Source organism: Citrobacter telavivensis (genome assembly GCA_009363175.1).
GTDB lineage: Bacteria > Pseudomonadota > Gammaproteobacteria > Enterobacterales > Enterobacteriaceae > Citrobacter_A > Citrobacter_A telavivensis.
Genome location: CP045205.1, coordinates 247,867 through 269,206, shown reverse-complemented (window position 1 = coordinate 269,206; position 21,340 = coordinate 247,867). Strand labels below are relative to the sequence as shown.

Annotated in this window: 18 protein-coding genes, 1 tRNA gene and 5 other RNA genes; 12 read left to right on the top strand and 12 right to left on the bottom strand. The window is 54.6% G+C overall.

The window, feature by feature from the left end:
• Nucleotides 1-10 precede the first annotated feature (10 nt).
• From GBC03_03475 to GBC03_03460, 4 genes are all read right to left on the bottom strand, one after another.
• Nucleotides 11-550, bottom strand: coding sequence for a hypothetical protein (locus tag GBC03_03475; protein QFS69334.1), 540 nt, complete (start codon nucleotides 548-550; stop codon nucleotides 11-13).
• Nucleotides 551-729: 179 nt separating this feature from the next.
• Nucleotides 730-942: an RNA chaperone/antiterminator CspA gene (gene cspA, locus GBC03_03470; GenBank protein ID QFS69333.1), complete on the bottom strand. Its 213-nt coding sequence runs from the start codon at nucleotides 940-942 to the stop codon at nucleotides 730-732.
• A 272-nt stretch (nucleotides 943-1,214) separates the two neighbouring features.
• Nucleotides 1,215-1,505: an HTH-type transcriptional regulator gene (locus GBC03_03465; protein QFS69332.1), complete on the bottom strand. Its 291-nt coding sequence runs from the start codon at nucleotides 1,503-1,505 to the stop codon at nucleotides 1,215-1,217.
• A gap of 257 nt (nucleotides 1,506-1,762) precedes the next feature.
• Nucleotides 1,763-3,133: an aromatic acid/H+ symport family MFS transporter gene (locus GBC03_03460; protein ID QFS69331.1), complete on the bottom strand. Its 1,371-nt coding sequence runs from the start codon at nucleotides 3,131-3,133 to the stop codon at nucleotides 1,763-1,765.
• Nucleotides 3,134-3,576: 443 nt separating this feature from the next.
• Here GBC03_03460 and GBC03_03455 point away from each other — a divergent pair, with 443 nt between their 5' ends.
• Complete coding sequence (locus GBC03_03455) at nucleotides 3,577-4,287, top strand: DUF3053 family protein (GenBank protein ID QFS69330.1); 711 nt, start codon at nucleotides 3,577-3,579, stop codon at nucleotides 4,285-4,287.
• 41 nt (nucleotides 4,288-4,328) lie between these two features.
• On the opposite strand, the gene ghrB is transcribed toward GBC03_03455, so the two are convergent.
• From ghrB to GBC03_03425, 6 genes are all read right to left on the bottom strand, one after another.
• Nucleotides 4,329-5,303, bottom strand: coding sequence for a glyoxylate/hydroxypyruvate reductase GhrB (ghrB, locus tag GBC03_03450; GenBank protein ID QFS69329.1), 975 nt, complete (start codon nucleotides 5,301-5,303; stop codon nucleotides 4,329-4,331).
• 22 nt (nucleotides 5,304-5,325) lie between these two features.
• The gene (locus tag GBC03_03445) at nucleotides 5,326-6,606 is read right to left on the bottom strand and encodes an MFS transporter (protein QFS69328.1); all 1,281 of its coding nucleotides are present in this window, start codon (nucleotides 6,604-6,606) and stop codon (nucleotides 5,326-5,328) included.
• 69 nt (nucleotides 6,607-6,675) lie between these two features.
• Nucleotides 6,676-7,614, bottom strand: coding sequence for a sugar kinase (locus GBC03_03440; GenBank protein QFS69327.1), 939 nt, complete (start codon nucleotides 7,612-7,614; stop codon nucleotides 6,676-6,678).
• Nucleotides 7,615-7,617: 3 nt separating this feature from the next.
• Entirely contained in the window at nucleotides 7,618-8,367 is a 750-nt protein-coding gene (locus tag GBC03_03435) for a sugar phosphate isomerase/epimerase (GenBank protein ID QFS69326.1), read from the bottom strand.
• 100 nt (nucleotides 8,368-8,467) lie between these two features.
• Nucleotides 8,468-9,484, bottom strand: a complete 1,017-nt coding sequence (locus GBC03_03430) for a substrate-binding domain-containing protein (protein ID QFS69325.1) — start codon at nucleotides 9,482-9,484, stop codon at nucleotides 8,468-8,470.
• 124 nt (nucleotides 9,485-9,608) lie between these two features.
• Nucleotides 9,609-10,271 (bottom strand): OmpA family lipoprotein, encoded by a 663-nt coding sequence (locus GBC03_03425; GenBank protein QFS69324.1) that lies wholly within the window; start codon nucleotides 10,269-10,271, stop codon nucleotides 9,609-9,611.
• Between the two features lie 145 nt (nucleotides 10,272-10,416).
• Here GBC03_03425 and GBC03_03420 point away from each other — a divergent pair, with 145 nt between their 5' ends.
• The gene (locus tag GBC03_03420; GenBank protein QFS69323.1) at nucleotides 10,417-12,750 is read left to right on the top strand and encodes a molybdopterin guanine dinucleotide-containing S/N-oxide reductase; all 2,334 of its coding nucleotides are present in this window, start codon (nucleotides 10,417-10,419) and stop codon (nucleotides 12,748-12,750) included.
• Here GBC03_03420 and GBC03_03415 read toward each other — a convergent pair.
• Nucleotides 12,719-13,159 carry an N-acetyltransferase gene (locus GBC03_03415; GenBank protein ID QFS69322.1) on the bottom strand — a complete coding sequence of 147 codons (441 nt, stop codon included), beginning with the start codon at nucleotides 13,157-13,159 and terminating at the stop codon, nucleotides 12,719-12,721. The two genes, GBC03_03420 and GBC03_03415, sit on opposite strands and share 32 nt — an antisense overlap.
• Nucleotides 13,140-13,718, bottom strand: coding sequence for a DNA-3-methyladenine glycosylase I (gene tag / locus GBC03_03410; protein ID QFS73902.1), 579 nt, complete (start codon nucleotides 13,716-13,718; stop codon nucleotides 13,140-13,142). Before tag ends, GBC03_03415 begins: the two co-directional genes overlap by 20 nt.
• Before the next feature lie 158 nt (nucleotides 13,719-13,876).
• On the opposite strand from tag, the gene GBC03_03405 reads away from it, so the two are divergent.
• The 10 genes from GBC03_03405 (at nucleotide 13,877) to GBC03_03360 (ending at nucleotide 21,258) form a co-directional block, all read left to right on the top strand.
• Nucleotides 13,877-14,578, top strand: a complete 702-nt coding sequence (locus GBC03_03405; GenBank protein ID QFS69321.1) for an autotransporter domain-containing protein — start codon at nucleotides 13,877-13,879, stop codon at nucleotides 14,576-14,578.
• A gap of 230 nt (nucleotides 14,579-14,808) precedes the next feature.
• Nucleotides 14,809-16,011, top strand: a complete 1,203-nt coding sequence (locus tag GBC03_03400; GenBank protein ID QFS69320.1) for an oxalate/formate antiport family MFS transporter — start codon at nucleotides 14,809-14,811, stop codon at nucleotides 16,009-16,011.
• A gap of 262 nt (nucleotides 16,012-16,273) precedes the next feature.
• Nucleotides 16,274-17,965, top strand: coding sequence for a kdo(2)-lipid A phosphoethanolamine 7''-transferase (gene eptB, locus GBC03_03395; GenBank protein QFS69319.1), 1,692 nt, complete (start codon nucleotides 16,274-16,276; stop codon nucleotides 17,963-17,965).
• A 91-nt stretch (nucleotides 17,966-18,056) separates the two neighbouring features.
• Nucleotides 18,057-18,133: transfer RNA gene (locus tag GBC03_03390), tRNA-Pro, on the top strand.
• A 31-nt stretch (nucleotides 18,134-18,164) separates the two neighbouring features.
• A non-coding RNA gene (locus GBC03_03385) (RtT sRNA) lies at nucleotides 18,165-18,297 on the top strand.
• Between the two features lie 31 nt (nucleotides 18,298-18,328).
• Nucleotides 18,329-18,461: non-coding RNA, RtT sRNA (locus tag GBC03_03380), on the top strand.
• A gap of 31 nt (nucleotides 18,462-18,492) precedes the next feature.
• Nucleotides 18,493-18,625: non-coding RNA, RtT sRNA (locus GBC03_03375), on the top strand.
• 31 nt (nucleotides 18,626-18,656) lie between these two features.
• A non-coding RNA gene (locus GBC03_03370) (RtT sRNA) lies at nucleotides 18,657-18,789 on the top strand.
• A 31-nt stretch (nucleotides 18,790-18,820) separates the two neighbouring features.
• Nucleotides 18,821-18,953: non-coding RNA, RtT sRNA (locus tag GBC03_03365), on the top strand.
• 697 nt (nucleotides 18,954-19,650) lie between these two features.
• Entirely contained in the window at nucleotides 19,651-21,258 is a 1,608-nt protein-coding gene (locus GBC03_03360) for an ABC transporter substrate-binding protein (GenBank protein ID QFS69318.1), read from the top strand.
• Nucleotides 21,259-21,340: the final 82 nt, after the last annotated feature.

Genomic DNA, 21,340 nt, shown 5'->3' with positions numbered 1-21,340 from the left:
GTCTGCGCGCTTACTGCAACTGCAGTTCCGTCAGACAGGTCTGGCTGTCATCCTTCGTGGCAATCGCGTGTGACGCCGTTTTGCCGTTGTAGCTCACTTCTATTGTCCCTTCGATGTTGCGCGGCAACCAGACGCCGATAAACCCGTTCTGATAGCTTTTGATGGGTTTCTGAATCAACACATCGCCTTTCTTATCCGTCACTTTAACGTTGAACGTGGTATCCGGCATTTCACCCTGACAGCCGGAAAGGCTGTGGTTAAAGCACGGGTGCGTCTGTTGTTGGTAAGGCGCAAAGGAGAGATAGAACTTTTCGCCCAGCGGCAGGGTATACATCTGCCCATCAGAGGCGAGTTTTAACTCGGTACTGGTGATGGAAGCCGAATACGGTAGCGGACGGGACTGCGGCGTTTGATCGATGGTATCCACGATCTGTTCGACTGACTTACCGGCAAGACCATGTTCGGCAAGGAACGCGGCTTCTGGTGATGCAGCAAATGCGGTGCTGCTGGCGAGTAAACCTAACGTAAGGAACAAAGGGAGTCTGGACATAGTGTCAATTCCATGTGTAAAACAAGGTTTTTACTATAAAGCTTACCCTTAGGGAAAGGTCAAAGCCTGGACAGGTAAAGTAATGCAAAGAAGGGGAATGGGGATGGCAAAAGGTGGGAGAGAGATAAAAAAAATCCCCGCCGTCTGGCAGGGATCTTGAATTCTGAGCTTATGTAAGCTTACAGGCTGGTTACGTTACCAGCTGCCGGGCCTTTAGCGCCGCTTTCGATGGTGAAGGAAACTTTCTGACCTTCATCCAGAGATTTGTAGCCTTCGTTCTGGATAGCAGAGAAGTGTACGAACACGTCTTTAGAGCCATCGTCAGGAGTGATGAAGCCGAAACCTTTGTCAGCGTTGAACCATTTTACGATACCAGTCATTTTACCGGACATAGTGTATTACCTTTTAAAAAATAAGTGTGCCTTTCGGCGATATGGCGTGCTCTACAGATTTTTTAAGCGTTAAGGAAATGCGCACTACGAGGGGTATCAACGATAACTCTTGAAGGGGACTACCTTACTAAACTGCTTTAATGGTCTGTACGTCAAACCGTGGGACGCATTAACTCATGTAACGCCAGTTGATGCAACTGTTATTTTGCTCCTGGTGGGTTAAGTGGTCAGAAAACGGCCCTGTATCAGGACCGTTCATTAATCATTGTCGACTACTCCATCAACTGCTTACTCAATGCCGGGTTAGCCTGTATCAGGCGCATCAGCTTCAATTCCGTACTGGAGGGTTTAACGCGTTTTGATTCCCACTCCTGTACCAGTGCAACCGTTACGCCTAACGCTCTGGCGAAATCATCTGTTTTAAGTCCACTCCCTCGTCGTAGCTGTTCAACTTCGCTAAAGGGGCTTGGCTTATTTGTCAGGGTGATTCTTGATGATTCTTCTTTAAAAACAATTTGTTCCAGGCTGCTCAGCAGCTCAAACATAGGATCTTTAGATTCCATTGAGAACTCCTCTAAATCACACTGCGGGATCGTGAATTTCATCGAAGCCAGTTAAGAATAGTCGCAAAAGAGAAAGTATGGAGGGCGTCACATTTTCAGGGGAGAGAAAGACTCGTTTCAGCGACGAGGGGAAGGCGGATGAGTAGCCTGCTAAAGATCTGATAACGGGCGCTATATCACGCGTGACAGAGAGAATTGTAAAGATTACGAAAATCTGACTATTTCCTGGCAGGTTGTTACCTGCCAGGAAGGGGAGATCAGGCTTTTTGCGCGGCGTGAGTCGGCGATTCTGCCAGTGTTGAGGAAGTAGAGAGCTGGCGTTTACCAGCCCAGTATTTCACCATTAAGGCAAATGCAGAAACCAGTGCCGGAATCGCAAGGAATGTGAAGATGGTTTCAAACGCGAGCTGTGCCTGCATCAGGAAGGCACCGCTAAACGCACCGAGAATGCCACCAAAACGGCCCAGACCTAACATCCATGCCACGCCGGTCGCACGGCCCTGCGTGGGGTAAAAACCTGCCGCCAGCGCGGGCATGGACGATTGTGCGCCATTCATGATCGTCCCGGCGATAAAGACCATCACTCCCATGAGCACCAGGCTGCTGGTGGAGAACCCTACCAGGCAGACGAACACCCCGGTCAGCAACCAACCGACCGCGACCACTTTGTTCGGGTTGAGTTTGTCCATCAGCGCACCCAGCACCAGGACGCCAATCCCGCCGCCCAGCGGGAACAGGGCGGTTATGATGGACGCCTGACTCAGCGTGGCCCCCGTTTCACGGATCAGCAGCGGTAGCCAACTGGTCAGCAGATAGAAGATCAGCAATCCCATAAAGTAGGTCAGACACAGCATCACCGTGCCCAGCGCGTAACGCGGCGAGAAGATGACGCCCAGTGCCGATTTCTCTTTAATCTGGCCGGTTTCACGCAGGACAAAGTGCGTTGCTTCCGGCAGCGGGGCGATACGGCGCAGAATGGTGCCTATCTGCTGTTGTGATTTGTTCTTTACGACCAGATAACGGGCGGATTCTGGCAGCAGGAAGATCAGCACCACCGCCAGCGCCAACGGCATCACGCCGCCGAGGATCAGCACGCTTTGCCAGCCGTAATGCGGAATTAACCACGCGGAAATAAACCCGCCCATCGACGACCCAATCGGGAATCCGACGAACATCAGATTCACCAGCAGCGCACGGCGGCGTTCAGGCGCATATTCACTCATCAGGGTTGCGGCATTGGGCATCGCCGCCCCCAGGCCCAGACCGGTTAAAAAGCGCAGTGCCGTCAGTTGGTTCAGCGTGCCGGCAAAGGCGGTGAGCAGGCTGAAGCCGCCAAACACCAGAATCGACATGATCAGGACTTTTTTGCGACCGATACGATCGGCCAGTGGACCCGCAGTGAGCGCTCCCACGGCGAGACCAACCAGCGCCGCGCTCATGACCGGGCCGAGTGCGGATTTTTCAACCCCCCACTCCTGAACGAGATCGGAGGCGATGAACCCAATAATCGCGGTATCGAACCCGTCCATCGCGACGGTCACAAAACACAGCACGAGGATCATCCACTGGTATTTTGAAAAGGGATGCTCGTTAATAAACGCTTGAATATCAGTTGTTCTGTTTGTCATGCGGTCATTCCTGCGAAAGCAACGCGGGGGACAGAGGGCGTTTTTATTTTCTCCACCGCTAGCGTTTGGATTAATTGTGCGATTATCGAACGTTTATTCGGTAATCGTTCAACTAATCAAAACATCGAAGTCCTTGTTCGGCAATCATCCTGCCGTGGTAAACGTGCGATAATCGTACGAATTGCCCCTGCACTGGCTTTGCTAACGATGAAACTCTATTAAAATCATAGGACTACTTCATGGTAATACCCCCGCGGCAGAGGCGGTAAATGTGATGCGATTAACAATAAAGCAACAAATCAACGATCGTCGTTCCGCCATGCGAATTTCCGCCACAAGATTACGCGTAAGGGGTATCCTGCGAGCCTGACCTGGACTATCCTTGTAAGCCGTAAGGCACGCGTGTTGCGTTGTGCGCATTTTTGGGTGAAAGGAGTATTAAAATGGCGACAGGTAAGTCCTGCTCTCGCTGGTTTGCGCCTCTTGCGGCGTTATTAATGGTAGTTAGCCTGAGTGGGTGTTTTGATAAAGAAGGCGATCAGCGTAAGGCATTTGTCGATTTTCTACAGAATACGGTGATGCGTAGCGGCGAGCGTCTACCCACCCTGACTGCCGATCAGAAAAAACAGTTCGGCCCGTTTGTTTCTGATTACGCCATTCTGTATGGCTACTCGCAGCAGGTGAATCAGGCGATGGATTCCGCGTTGCGTCCGGTCGTTGATAGCGTTAACGCCATCCGTGTGCCACAGGATTATGTGACACAACGTGGGCCGCTACGTGACCTGAACGGTTCTCTCGGCGTACTGGGCCAGCAACTGCAAAATGCGAAACTACAGGCGGATGCGGCGCATGGCGCACTGAAACAGACCGATGACCTGAAGCCGGTGTTTGATCAGGTGTATAAGAAAGTGGTGACGACGCCAGCAGACGCGTTACAGCCGCTGATCCCAGCCGCACAGATCTTCACTCAGCAGTTGGTCCAGGTGGGTGACTTTGTCGCGCAGCAGGATACGCAGGTTAGCTTTGTGGCGAATGGTATTCAGTTCCCGACTTCGCAACAGGCAAGTCAGTACAACACATTGATTGGGCCGTTGGCCTCGCAGCATCAGGCATTTAATCAGGCCTGGACTGCGGCGGTAAACGCCATCCAGTGATGAAGTTGCCGGGCAGGCGATAGCGCCTCCCGGCCGTTTTGTTATCCTGCTACCTGCGGGTTCACGCAGTTCTTCTCGACCTTCCCTTGCAGTGCATCAATCAGGTTATCTACCGCGCAGGCCGCCATGTTATAGCGCGTTTCATGCGTAGCCGAACCAATGTGCGGCACCGCCACGACGTTGTTCAGCGACAGCAGCGGCGAGTCAACCGGCAGTGGCTCCTGTTCAAACACATCCAGTCCAGCAGCATGGATCTCGCCCTTTTGCAGCGCGGCAATCAGCGCATTTTCATCGACGACCGGACCGCGCCCGGCGTTGATGAAGATGGCAGAGGACTTCATTTTGGCGAACTGTTCTGCCCCAAACAGATGATGGGTCTCGTCGGTCAGCGGCAGGATCAGGCAGACAAAGTCCGATTCCTGCAGCAGCGTATCGAGATCGCAGTAGCGGGCGTTGAAGCGTTCTTCCGCTTCCTGATGGTGACGGCGGGCGTTGTAGAGAATCGGCATGTTGAAGCCGAAGTGGGCGCGCTGCGCCAGCGCAAGGCCAATGCGTCCCATACCGACAATACCCAGCGTTTTGTGGTGCACATCGATACCAAACCAGTCGGGACCAATGCTGGAGGTCCATTCGCCGACCTTCACACGCTCGGCCACTTCCACGACACGGCGAGCGGTCGACAGCACCAGCGCCATGATTGTATCGGCGACGGTCTCCGTCAGCACGGTAGGCGTATGCATCAGCAGCACCTTGCGTGCGTTCAGCGCATCCACATCGAAATTGTCATACCCCACGGAGATCGTTGAGGTCGCGCGGAGCTTAGGCATTTTCTCCAGCAGCGCGGTATCGACGGTTTGGCTGGAGCCCAGCAGACCTTCGGCACTGGCAAAGGCTTGCGCGTGTTGTTCAACCGTCTGCGGACTCAGGTTCGGCACCTGCGTGACGGTGAAATGTTCTTCCAGGCGATGCAGTAAATCGTCGGGTAACGCTTTGTAGAGAATAATGGACGGCTTCATACGACTCTCCATGAGGTAAAGTTTACGCGTGGCGTGCGCCAACCGGTACTTGCTGATTATTCGCGGGTTTGACGACTAAAGTTAGCCATACTGAGGCGAAAAGCGCCACCCCCATAAAAATGTACGAGGCGGATGGACTGCCGGTCGCGCCGTTGAGGTAACCGACAAACCAGGAGCCGAGGAACGATCCGAGCGCGCCCATACTGTTGATCAGCGCCATCGCGCCGCCGGCAACGTTGCGTGGCAACATCTCCGGAATAATGGCGAAAAACGGGCCATATGGGGCGTACATCGCCGCGCCGGCAATCACAAGCAGGGTATAAGACGCCCAGAAGTTATTCGTGCCAACGGCCCAGGAACCGATAAAGGCGAACGCAGCAATCAGCAGCAGGGGCCAGACGAACAGCTTACGATTCTGTAGTTTATCCGAGGCCCAGGAGGCAACAATCATCGCCACGGTGGCCGCCAGATACGGTACGGAAGAGAGCCAGCCCACTTCGACCATCCCCAGATTCGCGCCGCCTTCGCGGATGATTGACGGCAACCACAGCACGAAGCCGTAGACGCCAATACTCCAGGTGAAGTACTGCATGCAAAGCAGGATAACGTTGCGGGAGCGGAATGCTTCGCTGTAGTTGCGTACCGCCTTAATGCCCTGCTGCTCTTGTTCGAGTTGCGTTTGCAGCGCCGTTTTTTCTGACTCGGTCAGCCAGCCGACCTGCGCCGGTTTATCTTTCACCAGCACCCACCAGCAAAAGGCCCACAGGATGGCGGGAACCCCTTCGATGATGAACATCTCACGCCAGCCGAGCGCCTGGATCAGGTAACCGGACACCACCGACATCCACAGGACCGTTACCGGGTTACCGAGGATCAGGAAGGTATTCGCCCGCGAACGCTCCGATTTTGTAAACCAGTTACTGATGTAAATCAGCATCGCTGGCATAACAGCGGCTTCTACCACCCCGAGAATAAAGCGAATGGCGGCGAGTGCCGGGATATTGCTGACCATCCCGGTTAGCGATGCGCAACCCCCCCATAAAATCAGGCAGACAAAGATCAGCTTGCGCACGCTCCGGCGTTCGGCATACACCGCGCCGGGGATCTGAAAGAAGAAATAGCCGAGAAAGAACAGGGCGCCGAGCAGGGATGAGATCCCTTTGGTGATGCCGAGATCTTCGTTAATGCCCGCAGCGGAGGCGAAGCTGAAGTTTGCACGGTCAAGATACGCCAGGCTATACGTGATAAACACGATAGGCATGATGTACCACCAGCGTTTTGCTGCATTTGTTGAGTTTGCCATAATCAACCTCTGTTGTTTCTGCCGCCGCTGTCTGTAGGGTACAGGGGGCCGTTATCATTACGTAACGCGTTATTCGCCTAACGTTTCACGTGTGGGTAAACCTTCGCTGTCGCCCTGTACCTGAATGGCCAGCGCGCCAATTTTGTTGCCGCGTGTGACGGCCTGATGCAGCGTCCGGCCTTCCAGCAGGGCGCTGATGACGCCGACCGCAAAGCCATCGCCGGCACCGACCGTATCGACCACGTTGTCTACTTTTACCGGAGCGACACTGCCTTTTTCGCCGTCGGCGGTTTTATACCAGGCACCGTCTGCGCCCGTTTTCAGCACCACGGCTTTCACGCCGTGGCGGAGATAGAAATCCGCAATCCCTTCCGGCGTCTGTTGTCCGGTTAAAATCATCCCTTCTTTAAGACCGGGTAACACCCAGTCGGCCTGGAACGCGAGACGGTTCAGTTTCTCAATCATCTCCGCTTCACTTTTCCACAGCACCGGACGCAGGTTGGGGTCAAAAGAGAGCGTTTTACCCTGCGCTTTCATGGTGCGCGCCGTGTGTGCCAGCAGTTCATAAGCGCTGGCGGAAAGTGCTGCTGCGACACCGCTAAGATGCAGATGGCGGGCCGCGGAGAAGTACGCTTCGTTGTAATCCGCCACGGAAAGGTGGCTGGCTGCGGAGCCTTTGCGGAAGTATTCCACAATGGGATCGGTTCCATTTTCAACTTTAGATTTCAACTGAAAGCCTGTAGCGTAGCGCTCATCCAGCGTCACGCCTTGCGCATCAATACCCTCTTTTTTCAGCGAGTTGAGAACAAAACGACCAAAGCTGTCATTACCTACGCGGCTCACCCAGCCCACCTTCATACCCAGTCGCGCCAGGCCTGTGGCAACGTTCAGTTCGGCACCGGCGACGCGCTTGATAAACGGCTCGACCTCGGCCAGATCGCCGGTCTGTGTCGCAACAAACATCGCCATCGCTTCGCCGATGGTGATGACATCCAGTGAATGCTTCATGCCTTACTCCTTACGTAACAAATCGACGTAGCGGCGAGTGACCGCAGTCAGGTCGGCCCCTTCCAGTGGAAATTCAATGCCGCGTGGAACGTCGGTGGGCAATTGGTTGAGCAGCCCGAGCCAGCGAGGCTCGGCGTCGTCCGGGGGAATCGCGCGATAGCTGTCATGGTGCGCGGTGGCGGCTTTGACGTGAACATAACCGACTGATGCGGCCAGTTGACGAGCGGCCTCTTCCGGCGAATCGCCCACCCACAGCCAGTTGCCCATATCAAACGTCAGTTGTACCGGCAGCGCATGTTGCTGACTGGCGGCGTTAAAACGTTGCATCGGAGCCAGTCGTCCGCAGGCGGTCTGGTCATTTTCGACCACCAGAGCCATACCGCTGCTTTCCAGCCAGTCGCGCAGGGTGTCAAACTGATCTGCGTGGACGAAATGGCCCAGAGAAACCTTCAGCCACAGCGCGCGCAGCGTTTGCGCTTCCTGAAGCAGAGACGGCAGTTGCGGATTAAGGCGGCCATCTTCCATGAACAGCGGTTGTGGCGCGGAATAGCAGGCCAGCAGATCGACGCGTTCGATGGCTGCAGCCAGTGTGGTCAGGGCGCTGAGTTCAGCGTCAGTAAACAGTTCACGGCGAATCTCGACGCCGTCTGCGCCTGCACCGGCAATGACCGGCAGCATCGCGGTTTGTCCGCCGGCAGCGCGGACGGTGTCGTAGCCATAGGCGGCGGTGACCACCATAATTTTTCTCTGCATGGGAACTCCAGAACTAACGCTATTGTGATTACGCTAGATGGAACCGGTTCCAAAGAAAAGCATCATGTGTCGAAATTATGATCACCATCACGAAGGAAAATTAGCGGGCGGTGGAACCGCGAACGATCAGTTCGCCGGAAAAAACCTGTTCATGGATGGCATCGCTACCGCCTTCGATCCGGCGTACCACCTGTTCGACGGCGGCATAACCAATCTGCCATGTGGGCTGTTTCATGGTCGTAATCCCGACGCCTGCCAGTTCGGCCCATTCCAGCTCATCAAACCCCAGCAGGCCGATATCGCTGCCCCAGTTGAGGCCAATGCGTTTCAGCGAGCGGGCGACCTGAAGGGTGAGCGCGCCGTTAGCGGAGATCACCGCCTTACGCATCCCGCGATGCTGCTGGTGGAACTGACGTAAAGTGTTATCGAGCTGCGTATTCTCGCTGAGCGGGACTTCGGCGTTTTCGGCGACAACGCCCGGATAGCGCGCCAGCGTTGCCCGAAAAGCACTCAGTCGTTCACGGCGGGTATTGACCATGCCCAGCGGTTCACTGAGAAACAGCAGGGCCTCAAAGCCTTGTTCAATCAGGTGTTCGGTGGCCGTGGTGGCGGCCTGGGTGTTGTCCAGTCCGACGACGTCGCAGGCGAAGTCAGGGATTTTGCGATCGATAAGTACCATCGGCAACGCAGACTGTTGCAGGCGATTCAGCCCCTCTTCGCGCATCCCCACGGCGTTGACCACGATGCCTTCTACCTGATAACTGCGCAGCAGATCGAGATAGTGCAGTTCCTGGTTCACCTCGTTATTGGTGTTACAGACCAGCGGCGTAAAGCCTTTCTCGCGACAGGCGGCTTCGATACCGCTTAAGACGTGGACGGAATAGGGGTTGGTGATATCGGCAATGATCAGGCCAATCAGGCGGGTACGACCTCGTTTCAGGCCGCGAGCCATCAGGCTGGGGCGATAGTCGAGATCGGCAATGGCTTTTTCAATACGCGCCAACAGAGCATCAGAGAGCAGGTGTTTTTCGCCGTTGAGATAACGTGAAATACTGGTTTTACCGGTTTTTGCCGCTTTCGCGACATCGCTGATGGTAGGGCGTGTTGATTTGCTCATCGCTGATTTCCTTGCCTTGGGTGAGCATACCTTAGCGCGAAAATGCCCGGTGGCGCTACGCTTACCGGGCACACTGTTGGGTTTTGTCGGCCGGGTAAGGCAACGTCGCTACCCGGCAGGAAACTTATTGCACAGGACTTAAGGTAATTTCGACACGACGGTTCTGGGCTTTCCCTTCCGCCGTGCTGTTGCTGGCGATCGGATTTGCCGGGCCCAGGCCGCGGGTGCGGATGCGGTTGGCGGCAACACCCTGAGCGATGAGCGAGCTGGCCACGCTGTCCGCACGCTGTTGCGACAGACGCATATTCAGGTCCTGGCCGCCGGTGCTATCGGTATAGCCGATCACATTGACGGCCGTTTTATCGTACTCCTTCAGCACCATCGCCACGCCGGTCAGCGTGTTCGCGCCCGCCGGTTTCAGGGTCGCGCTGCTGCTGTCGAAGGTGACGTTATTCGGCATGTTCAGAATGATGTTATCGCCGCTTCGCGTCACGCTCACGCCGGTTCCCTGCATTTTGTCGCGCAGTTTTGCTTCCTGCACGTCCATGTAATAACCGACGCCGCCACCGAGCGCCGCACCCGCCGCTGCGCCAATCAGTGCGCCTTTACCGCGATCTTTCTTCGAGGAGGAGAGGGCGCCGATACCCGCGCCGACCAACGAACCAATGCCCGCGCCAATACCGGATTTACCCGCTTCGCGTTCACCGGTGTAAGGGTTGGTTGTGCAGCCAGAAACCGCCAGGGCGCCACTCACAATAGCGGCAATGACTAAAACACGTTTCTTCATCTTAATTCCTTAATGACATTCTTATTTTTTGCCACAGCAACCGTGGCGGTTGATTATGACGTGTGAAGATGAAGAAAATTCCAGGGAACTCTCTGAAATTTGTAAGTAACATTGAACGCCGTAATACATCAGCCCATCTGCAGGAGTGCCTGACTTGACGACGCACAATCCGGTGTTAACCGCCGCCCACTGGGGACCCATTCTTGTCGAAACGGACGGAGAAAGGGTGCTCTCCTCCCGGGGCGCGCTGTCCACCTCGCATCCGAATTCACTGCAAAGCGCGGTCCGCGATCAGGTGCACAGTAAAACCCGGGTGTGTTATCCGATGGTGCGTAAAGGGTTTCTTGCATCGCCTGCACAGCCGCAGGGCGTGCGCGGACAGGATGAGTTTGTGCGCGTGAGTTGGGACGATGCGCTGGCGCTGATTCATGCGCAGCATACGCGGATCCGCGACACCTGGGGCCCCTCGTCTATTTTTGCCGGTTCTTACGGCTGGCGTTCCAACGGCGTCCTGCACAAATCGGCGACGCTGTTACAACGCTATATGGCGCTGGCGGGCGGCTACACCGGGCATCTGGGCGATTACTCCACCGGCGCAGCGCAGGCCATCATGCCGTACGTGGTGGGCGGCAGCGAGGTGTACCAGCAGCAGACCAGCTGGCCGGTGATTCTGGAACACAGCGATGTGGTGGTATTGTGGAGTGCCAACCCACTGAATACACTTAAGATTGCCTGGAACGCGTCGGATGAACAGGGGATACCTTACTTTGACGCGCTGCGTAACAGCGGAAAACGACTGATCTGTATTGATCCCATGCGATCGGAAAGTGTCGATTTCTTCGGCGACAAGATGGAATGGATTGCGCCGCATATGGGTACCGACGTGGCGCTGATGCTCGGCATCGCGCATACGCTGGTGGAAAATGGCTGGCATGACGAGGCGTTTCTTGCCCGCTGTACCACGGGTTATACGGTCTTCTCAGACTATCTGCTGGGTATAAGCGACGGGATCGTTAAAACGGCCGAGTGGGCGGCCGCGATTTGCGGCGTTCCGGCAGCCAAAATCCGTGAACTGGCGGAATTGTTCCATAAAAATACCACTATGCTGATGGCCGGTTGGGGCATGCAGCGTCAGCAGTTTGGCGAACAAAAGCACTGGATGATTGTCACCCTGGCCGCCATGCTGGGACATATAGGTACGCCCGGCGGCGGTTTTGGCTTTTCTTATCACTTTGCCAACGGCGGTAACCCGACTCGCCGTTCTGCTGTGCTGGCGTCAATGCAGGGCAGTCTGCAAGGGGGTACCGACGCGGTGGAGAAAATCCCGGTGGCGCGCATTGTTGAAGCGTTGGAAAACCCCGGTGCGCCGTATCAGCACAACGGTATGAACCGTCACTTCCCGGATATCCGCTTCATCTGGTGGGCGGGCGGGGCGAATTTTACCCATCATCAGGACACGAACCGACTGATCCGCGCCTGGCAAAAACCGGAGTTGGTGGTCATCTCGGAATGCTTCTGGACCGCAGCCGCAAAGCATGCCGATATCGTGCTGCCGGCGACGACCTCCTTTGAACGCAACGATCTCACCATGACCGGGGATTACAGCAACCAGCATCTGGTGCCGATGAAGCAGGTTGTACCGGCGCAGGGAGAAGCGCGTAATGATTTTGACGTCTTTGCCGAACTGAGCGAGCGCTGGGAAGCGGGCGGTTATCAACGCTTTACCGAGGGGAAGAGCGAGCTGGAATGGCTGGAAACGTTCTACACCATTGCCGGACAGCGTGGTGCCAGCCAGCAGGTGACGCTGCCGCCGTTTGCCGAATTCTGGGCCGCTAACCAACTGATTGAAATGCCGGATAATCCGGCCAACGCGAAGTTCATCCGTTTTGCCGATTTTCGTCGTGACCCGGACACGCATCCGCTGAAAACTGACAGCGGTAAGATCGAGATATACTCGCAGCGGATTGCCGGTTATGGCTATGCGGACTGTCCCGGACATCCGATGTGGCTGGAGCCGGATGAGTGGCACGGCAATGCCGAACCTGAGCAGTTACAGATCGTGTCGGCGCACCCGGCGCATCGGCTGCACAGCCAGCTTAACTACAGTCACCTGCGCGAACGGTACGCCGTCGCGAACCGCGAGCCAGTGACGATTCACCCGCAGGATGCGCAGGCGCGCGGCATTCGCGAGGGCGATACGGTGCGTATCTGGAATCACCGTGGTCAGATCCTTGCGGGTGCAGTGGTCACCGACGGTATCAAACCCGGCGTGATCTGCATTCATGAAGGGGCATGGCCGGATCTCGACCCTGCGGCCGGGGGCATCTGTAAAAATGGCGCGGTGAATGTGCTGACCAAAGACCTGCCCAGTTCGCGTCTGGGGAACGGCTGTGCAGGCAATACCGCGCTGGCGTGGATGGAGAAATACAGCGGACCCTCGCTCGCGCTTACTGCGTTTGATCCGCCCGCCAGCCCATAATCCAGGTGGGATGCTGGGTATCCTCCTGCCATGCGCTGTCTTCAATACGAAAACCCAGCGCATGGTAGAAATTTACCGCGTTCTGGTTTTTTTGATATACCTCGAGGCTCAGCACGCTATAACGCTGCTGAACATGCCGCACCAGCGCTTTACCAATCCCACTGCGTAACCTATCCGGGGCGACAAACAGCGCCCCTAAAAAGCGTTGTTCCATCACGCTGACAAACCCTTTCAACGCCCCTTCTTCCTCCCAGACCCAGGTTCTGGCGGCGGGCAGGTAGACATCACGCACAACCTCTTCACTCTCGTGCCAGTAACGTTCAGGGATAAAAGGATGCGCATAGATGGTGCTTTCCAGCCATAGCGCCAGCAGCGGCGTCATGTCATCACTATGAAACTCGCGAATCATTTTTATCTCCTGGATGACAGAAACAGCCGGTGATGTGGTCGTTGACCAGTCCGCAGGCCTGCATGAAGGAGTAGCAAATGGTCGTACCGACGAATTTAAATCCCCGTTTTTTTAACGCTTTTGACAAGGCGTCCGAGGCGGGAGTGGAGGTTGGGATCTCACCCAACGTCGCGGCGCGGGTGATTTGAGGCTGATTTTCTACGAATGACCAGACGAAATCGGCAAACGGTTCGCCGTTTTGCGCCATCGCCAGATACGCCCGGGCATTACCGATGATGGCCTGAATTTTCCCCCGATGGCGGATAATCCCGGCATCAAGCAGCAATCTTTCCACATCGTCTTCCTGCATGGCTGCCACGCGTTCGGGATCGAACTGGTGGAAATTAGTGCGATAATTCTCGCGTTTCTTGAGGACGGTAATCCACGAAAGACCGGCCTGCTGACCTTCCAGGCAGATCATTTCGAACAGTTTTTTACCGTCGTGCTCGGGTACACCCCACTCGTTATCATGGTAGGCAATGTAAAGCGGGTCCTGACTGACCCAACCGCAACGTTCCATACTTTCCCTCGCTCTTTGACTTGCCATAAAAATATCGTTCCGGACGCCTTGACGCGCCAGCGAAAAAGACAATATTTAATACAGGGCTTTCGCCTGTCATCCTTAAATTACAATGACAATAATATCGCCGATTTCGGCTCTCTTCTGGAGTCGCATTGATGATGATAAAAAAATGCAGTGGTCGCCGGGAAATTATTCTCCTGGCGAGCGTCGTGGTCTGTTCGCTTTACATCAACACAGCCCGCGCCTGGCAGCAAGAATATATCGTTGATAACACGCCTGGATATACGACTGAACGCTATACATGGGACAGCGATCACCAACCGCGCTATGACGACATTCTGGCTGAACGTATCCGGACGACACAAAGTGTGCCGGGGCTGGCCGTTAATCTTGAGCAGGCTTCGCCGGTGGAGGCAACCAGCGGCATGAGCATGGGCTGGAATTTTCCTGTCTCTGGCGACGTAACCACCGGGCCAGTCGCGGCGTTGCATTACGATGGCACCACTTCCTCTATTTATAACGAATTTGGCGACAGTGTGACCAGCCAATCATTCGATCCGCTATGGCATGCCAGCGTCAGCACGCTGGGCTGGCGGGTGAATTCGCAATTTGGCGATCTGCGGCCGTGGGCGCAAATCAGCTACAACCAGCAGTTTGGCGACAATGTCTGGAAGGCGCAGTCGGGACTCAGTCGAATGACGGCGACCACTCAGGACAGTAACTGGCTGGACGTGACCGTTGGTGCCGATATGCTACTTAATCAGCATATGGCGGCCTATGCCGCACTCTCGCAGGCGGAAAACACCACCAACAGTACCGACTACCTCTACACGATGGGGGTGAGTGCCAGATTTTAACCTGTCATTTACAATTTAAACCCAGTGATAACAGTGTCTGTGTCGATAGTACGCACTAACTGACGGGGCAAAAATTCATTCAATGAATATTTGTCTCGTCATTCATTCCGCATTCCAGGCATTTCATTCCGTTCTGATGGCACTTCATGCCGTTTTCTCCCTGCATAAAATGCATTTCGTTATGGTTGACGGCAGAGAATTTTCCCTTTTGCTTATGCAGGAAGACTGCCATGAAAACCGCATCGTATCAGCGCACCCGTTGGTTGACCCTTATCGGTACCATCATTACGCAATTTGCCTTAGGTTCTGTGTATACCTGGAGCCTGTTTAATGGCGTGCTTTCCGAAAAGCTGGGTGAGCCCGTTAGCCAGGTGGCCTTTTCTTTCGGCCTGTTGAGCTTAGGCCTGGCAATATCCTCTTCTGTCGCCGGGAAGTTGCAGGAACGATTTGGCGTGAAACGCGTCACCATGGCGTCCGGCATACTGCTCGGGCTGGGCTTCTTCCTGACTGCACACTCCAGTAACCTGACGATGCTGTGGCTGAGCGCAGGCGTGCTGGTGGGTCTGGCGGATGGCGCGGGCTATCTGTTAACGCTGTCTAACTGCGTGAAGTGGTTTCCGGAGCGTAAAGGACTGATCTCCGCCTTTGCCATTGGTTCTTATGGTCTCGGAAGCCTGGGTTTCAAATTCATCGACAGCCAACTTCTGGCGACCGTCGGTCTGGAAAACACCTTTGTGATTTGGGGTGCGATTGTGCTGGTGATGATCGTCTTCGGCTCGACGCTGATGAAAGATGCACCCAATCAGGAAGTCAAAACACAAAATGGCGTGGTAGAAAATGACTACACCCTGGCGCAGTCCATGCGTAAACCGCAGTACTGGATGCTGGCGGTGATGTTCCTGACGGCGTGCATGAGCGGGCTGTATGTGATTGGCGTGGCGAAAGATATCGCTCAGGGGCTGGCGCATATGGACGTGGCTTCGGCAGCCAATGCGGTGACAGTGATTTCTATTGCTAACCTGTCTGGTCGTCTGGTGCTGGGTATCCTGTCCGACAAAATTGCCCGTATCCGTGTGATCACCATTGGTCAGGTGGTCTCTCTGGTGGGAATGGCCGCTCTGCTGTTTGCGCCGCTGAATGCGCTGACCTTTTTTACCGCCATTGCCTGTATCGCCTTTAACTTTGGTGGGACTATCACCGTCTTCCCGTCACTGGTCAGCGAGTTTTTCGGTCTGAACAACCTGGCGAAAAACTACGGGGTGATTTACCTCGGCTTCGGGATTGGCAGCATCTGCGGTTCGATTATCGCGTCACTGTTCGGTGGATTCTACGTGACCTTCTGCGTCATTTTCGCTCTGCTGATTCTCTCGCTGGCGCTCTCCACCACCATTCGTCAGCCAACGCGCGAGGTGCTGGAAATAGCACACGCCTGATAGCCGAAAAGAGTTTCTCCAGGCCAGCCGACGTGCTGGCCTTTTTTGTTATGTTTGCCGTGAATAGTTCGCTTTCAAACTTGATTTTTTGTAAATATCTCTTTCGATCACATTCTCTGTTGCCACTTTCTTTGCTGCATGTGGTCTACTTAGCCGCGTGTGTCGATTTTGATATTTGACTACCTTCGCAATTTCACCTGCCCGGCGGATGTCGCCGTTGCGCAGGCGGTGTTAATCCCCTCGATTTCCAGGGCTTGCTTGCATGAGATACATTACGTCGATGTCGCAGCAAAAGCTGAGTTTTTTGCTCGCGATCTATATCGGTCTGTTTATGAATGGCGCGGTTTACCTCCGTCGGTTTGACGGTTACGCGCAAGACTTTACCTTCTGGAATGGAATCTCCGCGGTTGTCGAACTGGCTGGCACAGTGCTGGCAACATTCTTCTTTTTAAGACTTCTGTCACTGTCTGGCAGGGCAGTATGGCGTGTTCTGGCTTCGTTGCTGGTGCTGATTTCAGCCGGCGCAAGTTATTACATGACCTTTATGAACGTGATGATCGGTTACGGTATCGTGGCCTCAGTTATGACCACGGATATCGACCTCTCTAAAGAAGTGGTCGGCTGGACGTTCGTCCTCTGGCTGGTGGCGGTGAGTATTATCCCGCTGATACTTATCTGGTTTAACCGCTCGACGGATACCCTCTGGCGTCAACTCTGTACGCCAAAAGTGCGCTGGCGCAGCGCGCTGATCGTGCTGATGGCGGGGTTGCTGGTCTGGGTGCCGATTCGTCTTCTGGAGATGCATCAGAAGCGCGCCGATCGTATTGCTGGCGTGGATATGCCGAGCTACGGCGGCGTTCTGGCGAACTCCTATCTGCCGTCAAACTGGCTGTCTGCTCTGGGGCTGTATGCCTGGGCGCAGGTGGATGAATCGTCTGATAACAAATCGCTCATCAACCCGGCGAAGAAGTTCACTTATGCTCCGACGCAGAACCTGGATGACACCTACGTGATTTTCATTATTGGTGAAACCACGCGCTGGGATCATATGGGGATGTTGGGTTATGAACGCGACACCACGCCGAAGCTCGCTAAAGAGAAGAACCTGGTGATGTATCGGGGCTATTCCTGTGATACCGCGACGAAACTGTCGCTGCGCTGCATGTTCGTTCGTCAGGGTGGGGCCGAGGACAACCCCCAGCGTACGCTGAAAGAACAGAACGTCTTTGCGGTGCTCAAGCAGTTAGGCTTCAGCTCCGATCTCTACGCGATGCAGAGTGAGATGTGGTTCTACAGCAACACGATGGCTGACAACATTGCCTATCGCGAACAGATTGCCGCTGAGCCGCGTAACCGGGGGAAAGCCGTGGATGATATGCTGCTGGTCAATGAGATTGATCGTTCGCTGCAGGAACATCCGCAGGGTAAGCATCTGATTGTGCTGCATACCAAGGGCTCTCACTATAACTACACTCAGCGTTATCCCCGCGAGTTCGCCCAATGGAAGCCGGAATGCTACGCTATCGATCGTAAGTGTCCGAAAGAGCTGATGATTAATTCGTACGATAACTCGATTACCTACGTCGATCATTTTATCGATACGGTGATTGATCAGGTACGCGATAAGAAAGCGATTGTGTTCTACGCAGCCGATCACGGTGAGTCGATCAACGAGCGGGAGCACCTGCACGGTACGCCGCGCAAGATGGCACCACCGGAGCAGTTCCGCGTGCCGATGATGGTCTGGATGTCTGATAAATATCTGGAGAACCCGTCCAACGCGCAGGCGTTCGCGCATCTGAAGAAGGAAGCGGAAATGAAGGTGCCGCGCCGTCATGTGGAGCTGTACGACACCATCATGGGCTGTCTCGGCTATACCTCGCCGAATGGCGGTATTAATGAGAACAACAACTGGTGTCATATCCCTGACGGGCAGAAAAGCGTCGCTCAGTAAAAGGGCTGACGACTTTCTCGCCGATCAAATGGCATTTTGCGACGAAGGGATTGACGAGGGCGCACCTGCGCAGTAAGATGCGCCCCGCATTCGGTGATTGGCGCAGCCTGGTAGCGCACTTCGTTCGGGACGAAGGGGTCGGAGGTTCGAATCCTCTATCACCGACCAAATTCAAAACCCTGCTCAACGAGCAGGGTTTTTTGCATTCAGGGCCGAGAGGATGAGAACCTCCGGGGGCAGAGGTTCGACTCGAGCGGAGCGAGAGAACGTTGCGCCAGCAACGGCCCGCAGGGCGAGCCACGACGTGGCGAGTCATCCTCTATCACCGACCAAATTCAAAACCCTGCTCAACGAGCAGGGTTTTTTGCATTCAGGGCCGAGAGGATGAGAACCTCCGGGGGCAGAGGTTCGACTCGAGCGGAGCGAGAGAACGTTGCGCCAGCAACGGCCCGCAGGGCGAGCCACGACGTGGCGAGTCATCCTCTATCACCGACCAAATTCAAAACCCTGCTCAGCGAGCAGGGTTTTTTGCATTCAGGGCCGAGAGGATGAGAACCTCCGGGGGCAGAGGTTCGACTCGAGCGGAGCGAGAGAACGTTGCGCCAGCAACGGCCCGCAGGGCGAGCCACGACGTGGCGAGTCATCCTCTATCACCGACCAAATTCAAAACCCTGCTCAACGAGCAGGGTTTTTTGCATTCAGGGCCGAGAGGATGAGAACCTCCGGGGGCAGAGGTTCGACTCGAGCGGAGCGAGAGAACGTTGCGCCAGCAACGGCCCGCAGGGCGAGCCACGACGTGGCGAGTCATCCTCTATCACCGACCAAATTCAAAACCCTGCTCAGCGAGCAGGGTTTTTTGCATTCAGGGCCGAGAGGATGAGAACCTCCGGGGGCAGAGGTTCGACTCGAGCGGAGCGAGAGAACGTTGCGCCAGCAACGGCCCGCAGGGCGAGCCACGACGTGGCGAGTCATTCTCTATCACCGACCAAATTCAAAACCCTGCTCAGCGAGCAGGTTTTTTTGCATTTGTAGGCCTGATAAGCGAAGCGCCATCAGGCAATTCGTTGCATCATTTCTGGTAGTGTCGGATGGTGAGGCAGGCACCTTACCCAGACTACGGTCGACCTTCATTTCTGCTACAAAAAATGAGCACCACTTCTCACTATTCATTAACGATTTTGTGACATATTCCATTGTCTTTTTTTATCTATGCATGGATCTTTTTTTGCGTTACTTATGGCTGGCGCTAGCATTTTCCGCTGTGCGTTTTAACGTTCGTGGGATTTATCGCTCAGATATGCACCATTTTGTCAGAAATTTTTTTTATTCTGCACAATTGTTAATCACCAAATGTTGAGAAATATTAAGGTATTTATTCTGGTATTCAGGGCGTAGCATAAATTTCTCTGCTGAAAATACCCACCTGAAGTTTTTTTAATCTTTGTTTGCTAATTCTCACCGTTGTTGTAAATCATGGTTACCTGTATTGACGTTTTCACATTCTGTTGACAGATTGTAGGGCATGAGGGGCATTTCATGGAGAATCCGCGCTGCTACTCAGTCGTTTATGTGAACGGAATCCCCACCTCTTAACGCCGACCCAGCCGGTTAAAAAACAAAAAAGGCCAGGCGGTGCAAACCCATTGCAAAGGGTAAAACAACAACATCACATTTGGAGCAGAAGAATGAGTATTTCCTTGAAGAAGTCAGGGATGCTGAAGCTTGGTCTGAGCCTTGTAGCTATGACTGTCGCAGCAAGTGTACAGGCTAAAACTCTGGTTTATTGTTCAGAAGGTTCTCCTGAAGGGTTCAACCCGCAGCTGTTTACCTCTGGCACAACCTATGACGCCAGCTCAGTACCTATCTATAACCGTCTGGTCGAATTCAAAACCGGGACGACGGAAGTGATTCCGGGCCTCGCTGAGAAGTGGGAAATCAGTGAAGACGGTAAAACCTATACCTTCCACCTGCGCCAGGGCGTGAAGTGGCAGGACAATAAAGAGTTCAAACCGACGCGTGATTTCAACGCCGATGACGTGGTGTTCTCTTTTGATCGTCAGAAAAACGCGCAAAACCCGTACCACAAAGTATCCGGTGGCAGCTATGAATACTTTGAAGGCATGGGCCTGCAGGACCTGATCAGTGAAGTGAAGAAAGTGGACGACAAAACCGTTCAGTTCGTGCTGACGCGTCCGGAAGCCCCGTTCCTCGCCGATCTGGCGATGGACTTCGCCTCTATTCTTTCTAAAGAATATGCCGATAACATGATGAAAGCCGGCTCGCCGGAAAAAGTAGACCTGAACCCAATCGGTACCGGTCCGTTCCAGTTGCAGCAGTACCAGAAAGACTCCCGTATTCTCTACAAAGCGTTCGAAGGTTACTGGGGCACCAAGCCGCAGATCGACCGTCTGGTCTTCTCCATCACGCCTGACGCTTCCGTGCGTTACGCCAAACTGCAGAAGAACGAGTGCCAGGTGATGCCGTACCCGAACCCGGCTGACATCGCCCGCATGAAACAGGACAAAAACATCAACCTGATGGAACAAGCGGGTCTGAACGTTGGTTACCTCTCTTTCAATACCGAGAAAAAACCGTTCGATGACGTAAAAGTGCGTCAGGCGTTGACCTACGCGGTGAACAAAGACGCGATCATCAAAGCCGTTTATCAGGGTGCTGGCGTGGCCGCGAAGAACTTGATCCCGCCAACCATGTGGGGCTATAACGACGACATTAAAGACTACTCCTACGATCCTGAGAAAGCGAAAGCTCTGCTGAAAGAAGCCGGTCAGGATAAAGGCTTTACCGTTGAGCTGTGGGCAATGCCAGTACAGCGTCCGTACAACCCGAACGCTCGCCGTATGGCCGAGATGGTTCAGGCCGACTGGGCGAAGATTGGCGTTCAGGCCAAGATTGTGACCTACGAGTGGGGCGAGTATCTGAAACGTGCCAAAGCGGGTGAGCATCAGGCGGTCATGATGGGCTGGACCGGCGACAATGGGGATCCGGATAACTTCTTCGCGACCCTGTTCAGCTGCGCTGCGGCGAAAGACGGTTCCAACTACTCTCGCTGGTGCTACAAGCCGTTTGAAGACTTGATTCAACCGGCGCGTGCGACCGACGACCACAACAAACGTATTGAGCTCTACAAACAGGCTCAGGTGGTGATGCATGACCAGGCTCCGGCGCTGATCGTGGCTCACTCCACCGTGTACGAGCCAGTGCGTAAAGAAGTCAAAGGCTATGTGGTTGATCCATTAGGCAAACACCACTTCGAAAACGTCTCAGTCGAATAATAAAAGCAACGCCGGCGAGCGCTACGCACCGTTAAGTCGGTTCGCGGTGCGTTCCCGGCAGTAATGCTTTATCCCCTTCTCA

What these genes read in the sequence shown, in the direction of transcription:
- GBC03_03425 (QFS69324.1), bottom strand. Translation starts at nt 10,271, where the DNA reads ATGAAGAAACGTGTTTTAGTCATTGCCGCTATTGTGAGTGGCGCCCTG.
- tag (QFS73902.1), bottom strand. Translation starts at nt 13,718, where the DNA reads ATGGAACGTTGCGGTTGGGTCAGTCAGGACCCGCTTTACATTGCCTAC.
- GBC03_03360 (QFS69318.1), top strand. Translation starts at nt 19,651, where the DNA reads ATGAGTATTTCCTTGAAGAAGTCAGGGATGCTGAAGCTTGGTCTGAGC.
- GBC03_03460 (QFS69331.1), bottom strand. Translation starts at nt 3,133, where the DNA reads ATGACAAACAGAACAACTGATATTCAAGCGTTTATTAACGAGCATCCC.
- GBC03_03445 (QFS69328.1), bottom strand. Translation starts at nt 6,606, where the DNA reads ATGGCAAACTCAACAAATGCAGCAAAACGCTGGTGGTACATCATGCCT.
- GBC03_03430 (QFS69325.1), bottom strand. Translation starts at nt 9,484, where the DNA reads ATGAGCAAATCAACACGCCCTACCATCAGCGATGTCGCGAAAGCGGCA.
- eptB (QFS69319.1), top strand. Translation starts at nt 16,274, where the DNA reads ATGAGATACATTACGTCGATGTCGCAGCAAAAGCTGAGTTTTTTGCTC.
- GBC03_03415 (QFS69322.1), bottom strand. Translation starts at nt 13,159, where the DNA reads ATGATTCGCGAGTTTCATAGTGATGACATGACGCCGCTGCTGGCGCTA.
- GBC03_03400 (QFS69320.1), top strand. Translation starts at nt 14,809, where the DNA reads ATGAAAACCGCATCGTATCAGCGCACCCGTTGGTTGACCCTTATCGGT.
- GBC03_03440 (QFS69327.1), bottom strand. Translation starts at nt 7,614, where the DNA reads ATGAAGCATTCACTGGATGTCATCACCATCGGCGAAGCGATGGCGATG.
- cspA (QFS69333.1), bottom strand. Translation starts at nt 942, where the DNA reads ATGTCCGGTAAAATGACTGGTATCGTAAAATGGTTCAACGCTGACAAA.
- GBC03_03465 (QFS69332.1), bottom strand. Translation starts at nt 1,505, where the DNA reads ATGGAATCTAAAGATCCTATGTTTGAGCTGCTGAGCAGCCTGGAACAA.
- GBC03_03435 (QFS69326.1), bottom strand. Translation starts at nt 8,367, where the DNA reads ATGCAGAGAAAAATTATGGTGGTCACCGCCGCCTATGGCTACGACACC.
- GBC03_03405 (QFS69321.1), top strand. Translation starts at nt 13,877, where the DNA reads ATGATGATAAAAAAATGCAGTGGTCGCCGGGAAATTATTCTCCTGGCG.
- ghrB (QFS69329.1), bottom strand. Translation starts at nt 5,303, where the DNA reads ATGAAGCCGTCCATTATTCTCTACAAAGCGTTACCCGACGATTTACTG.
- GBC03_03475 (QFS69334.1), bottom strand. Translation starts at nt 550, where the DNA reads ATGTCCAGACTCCCTTTGTTCCTTACGTTAGGTTTACTCGCCAGCAGC.
- GBC03_03455 (QFS69330.1), top strand. Translation starts at nt 3,577, where the DNA reads ATGGCGACAGGTAAGTCCTGCTCTCGCTGGTTTGCGCCTCTTGCGGCG.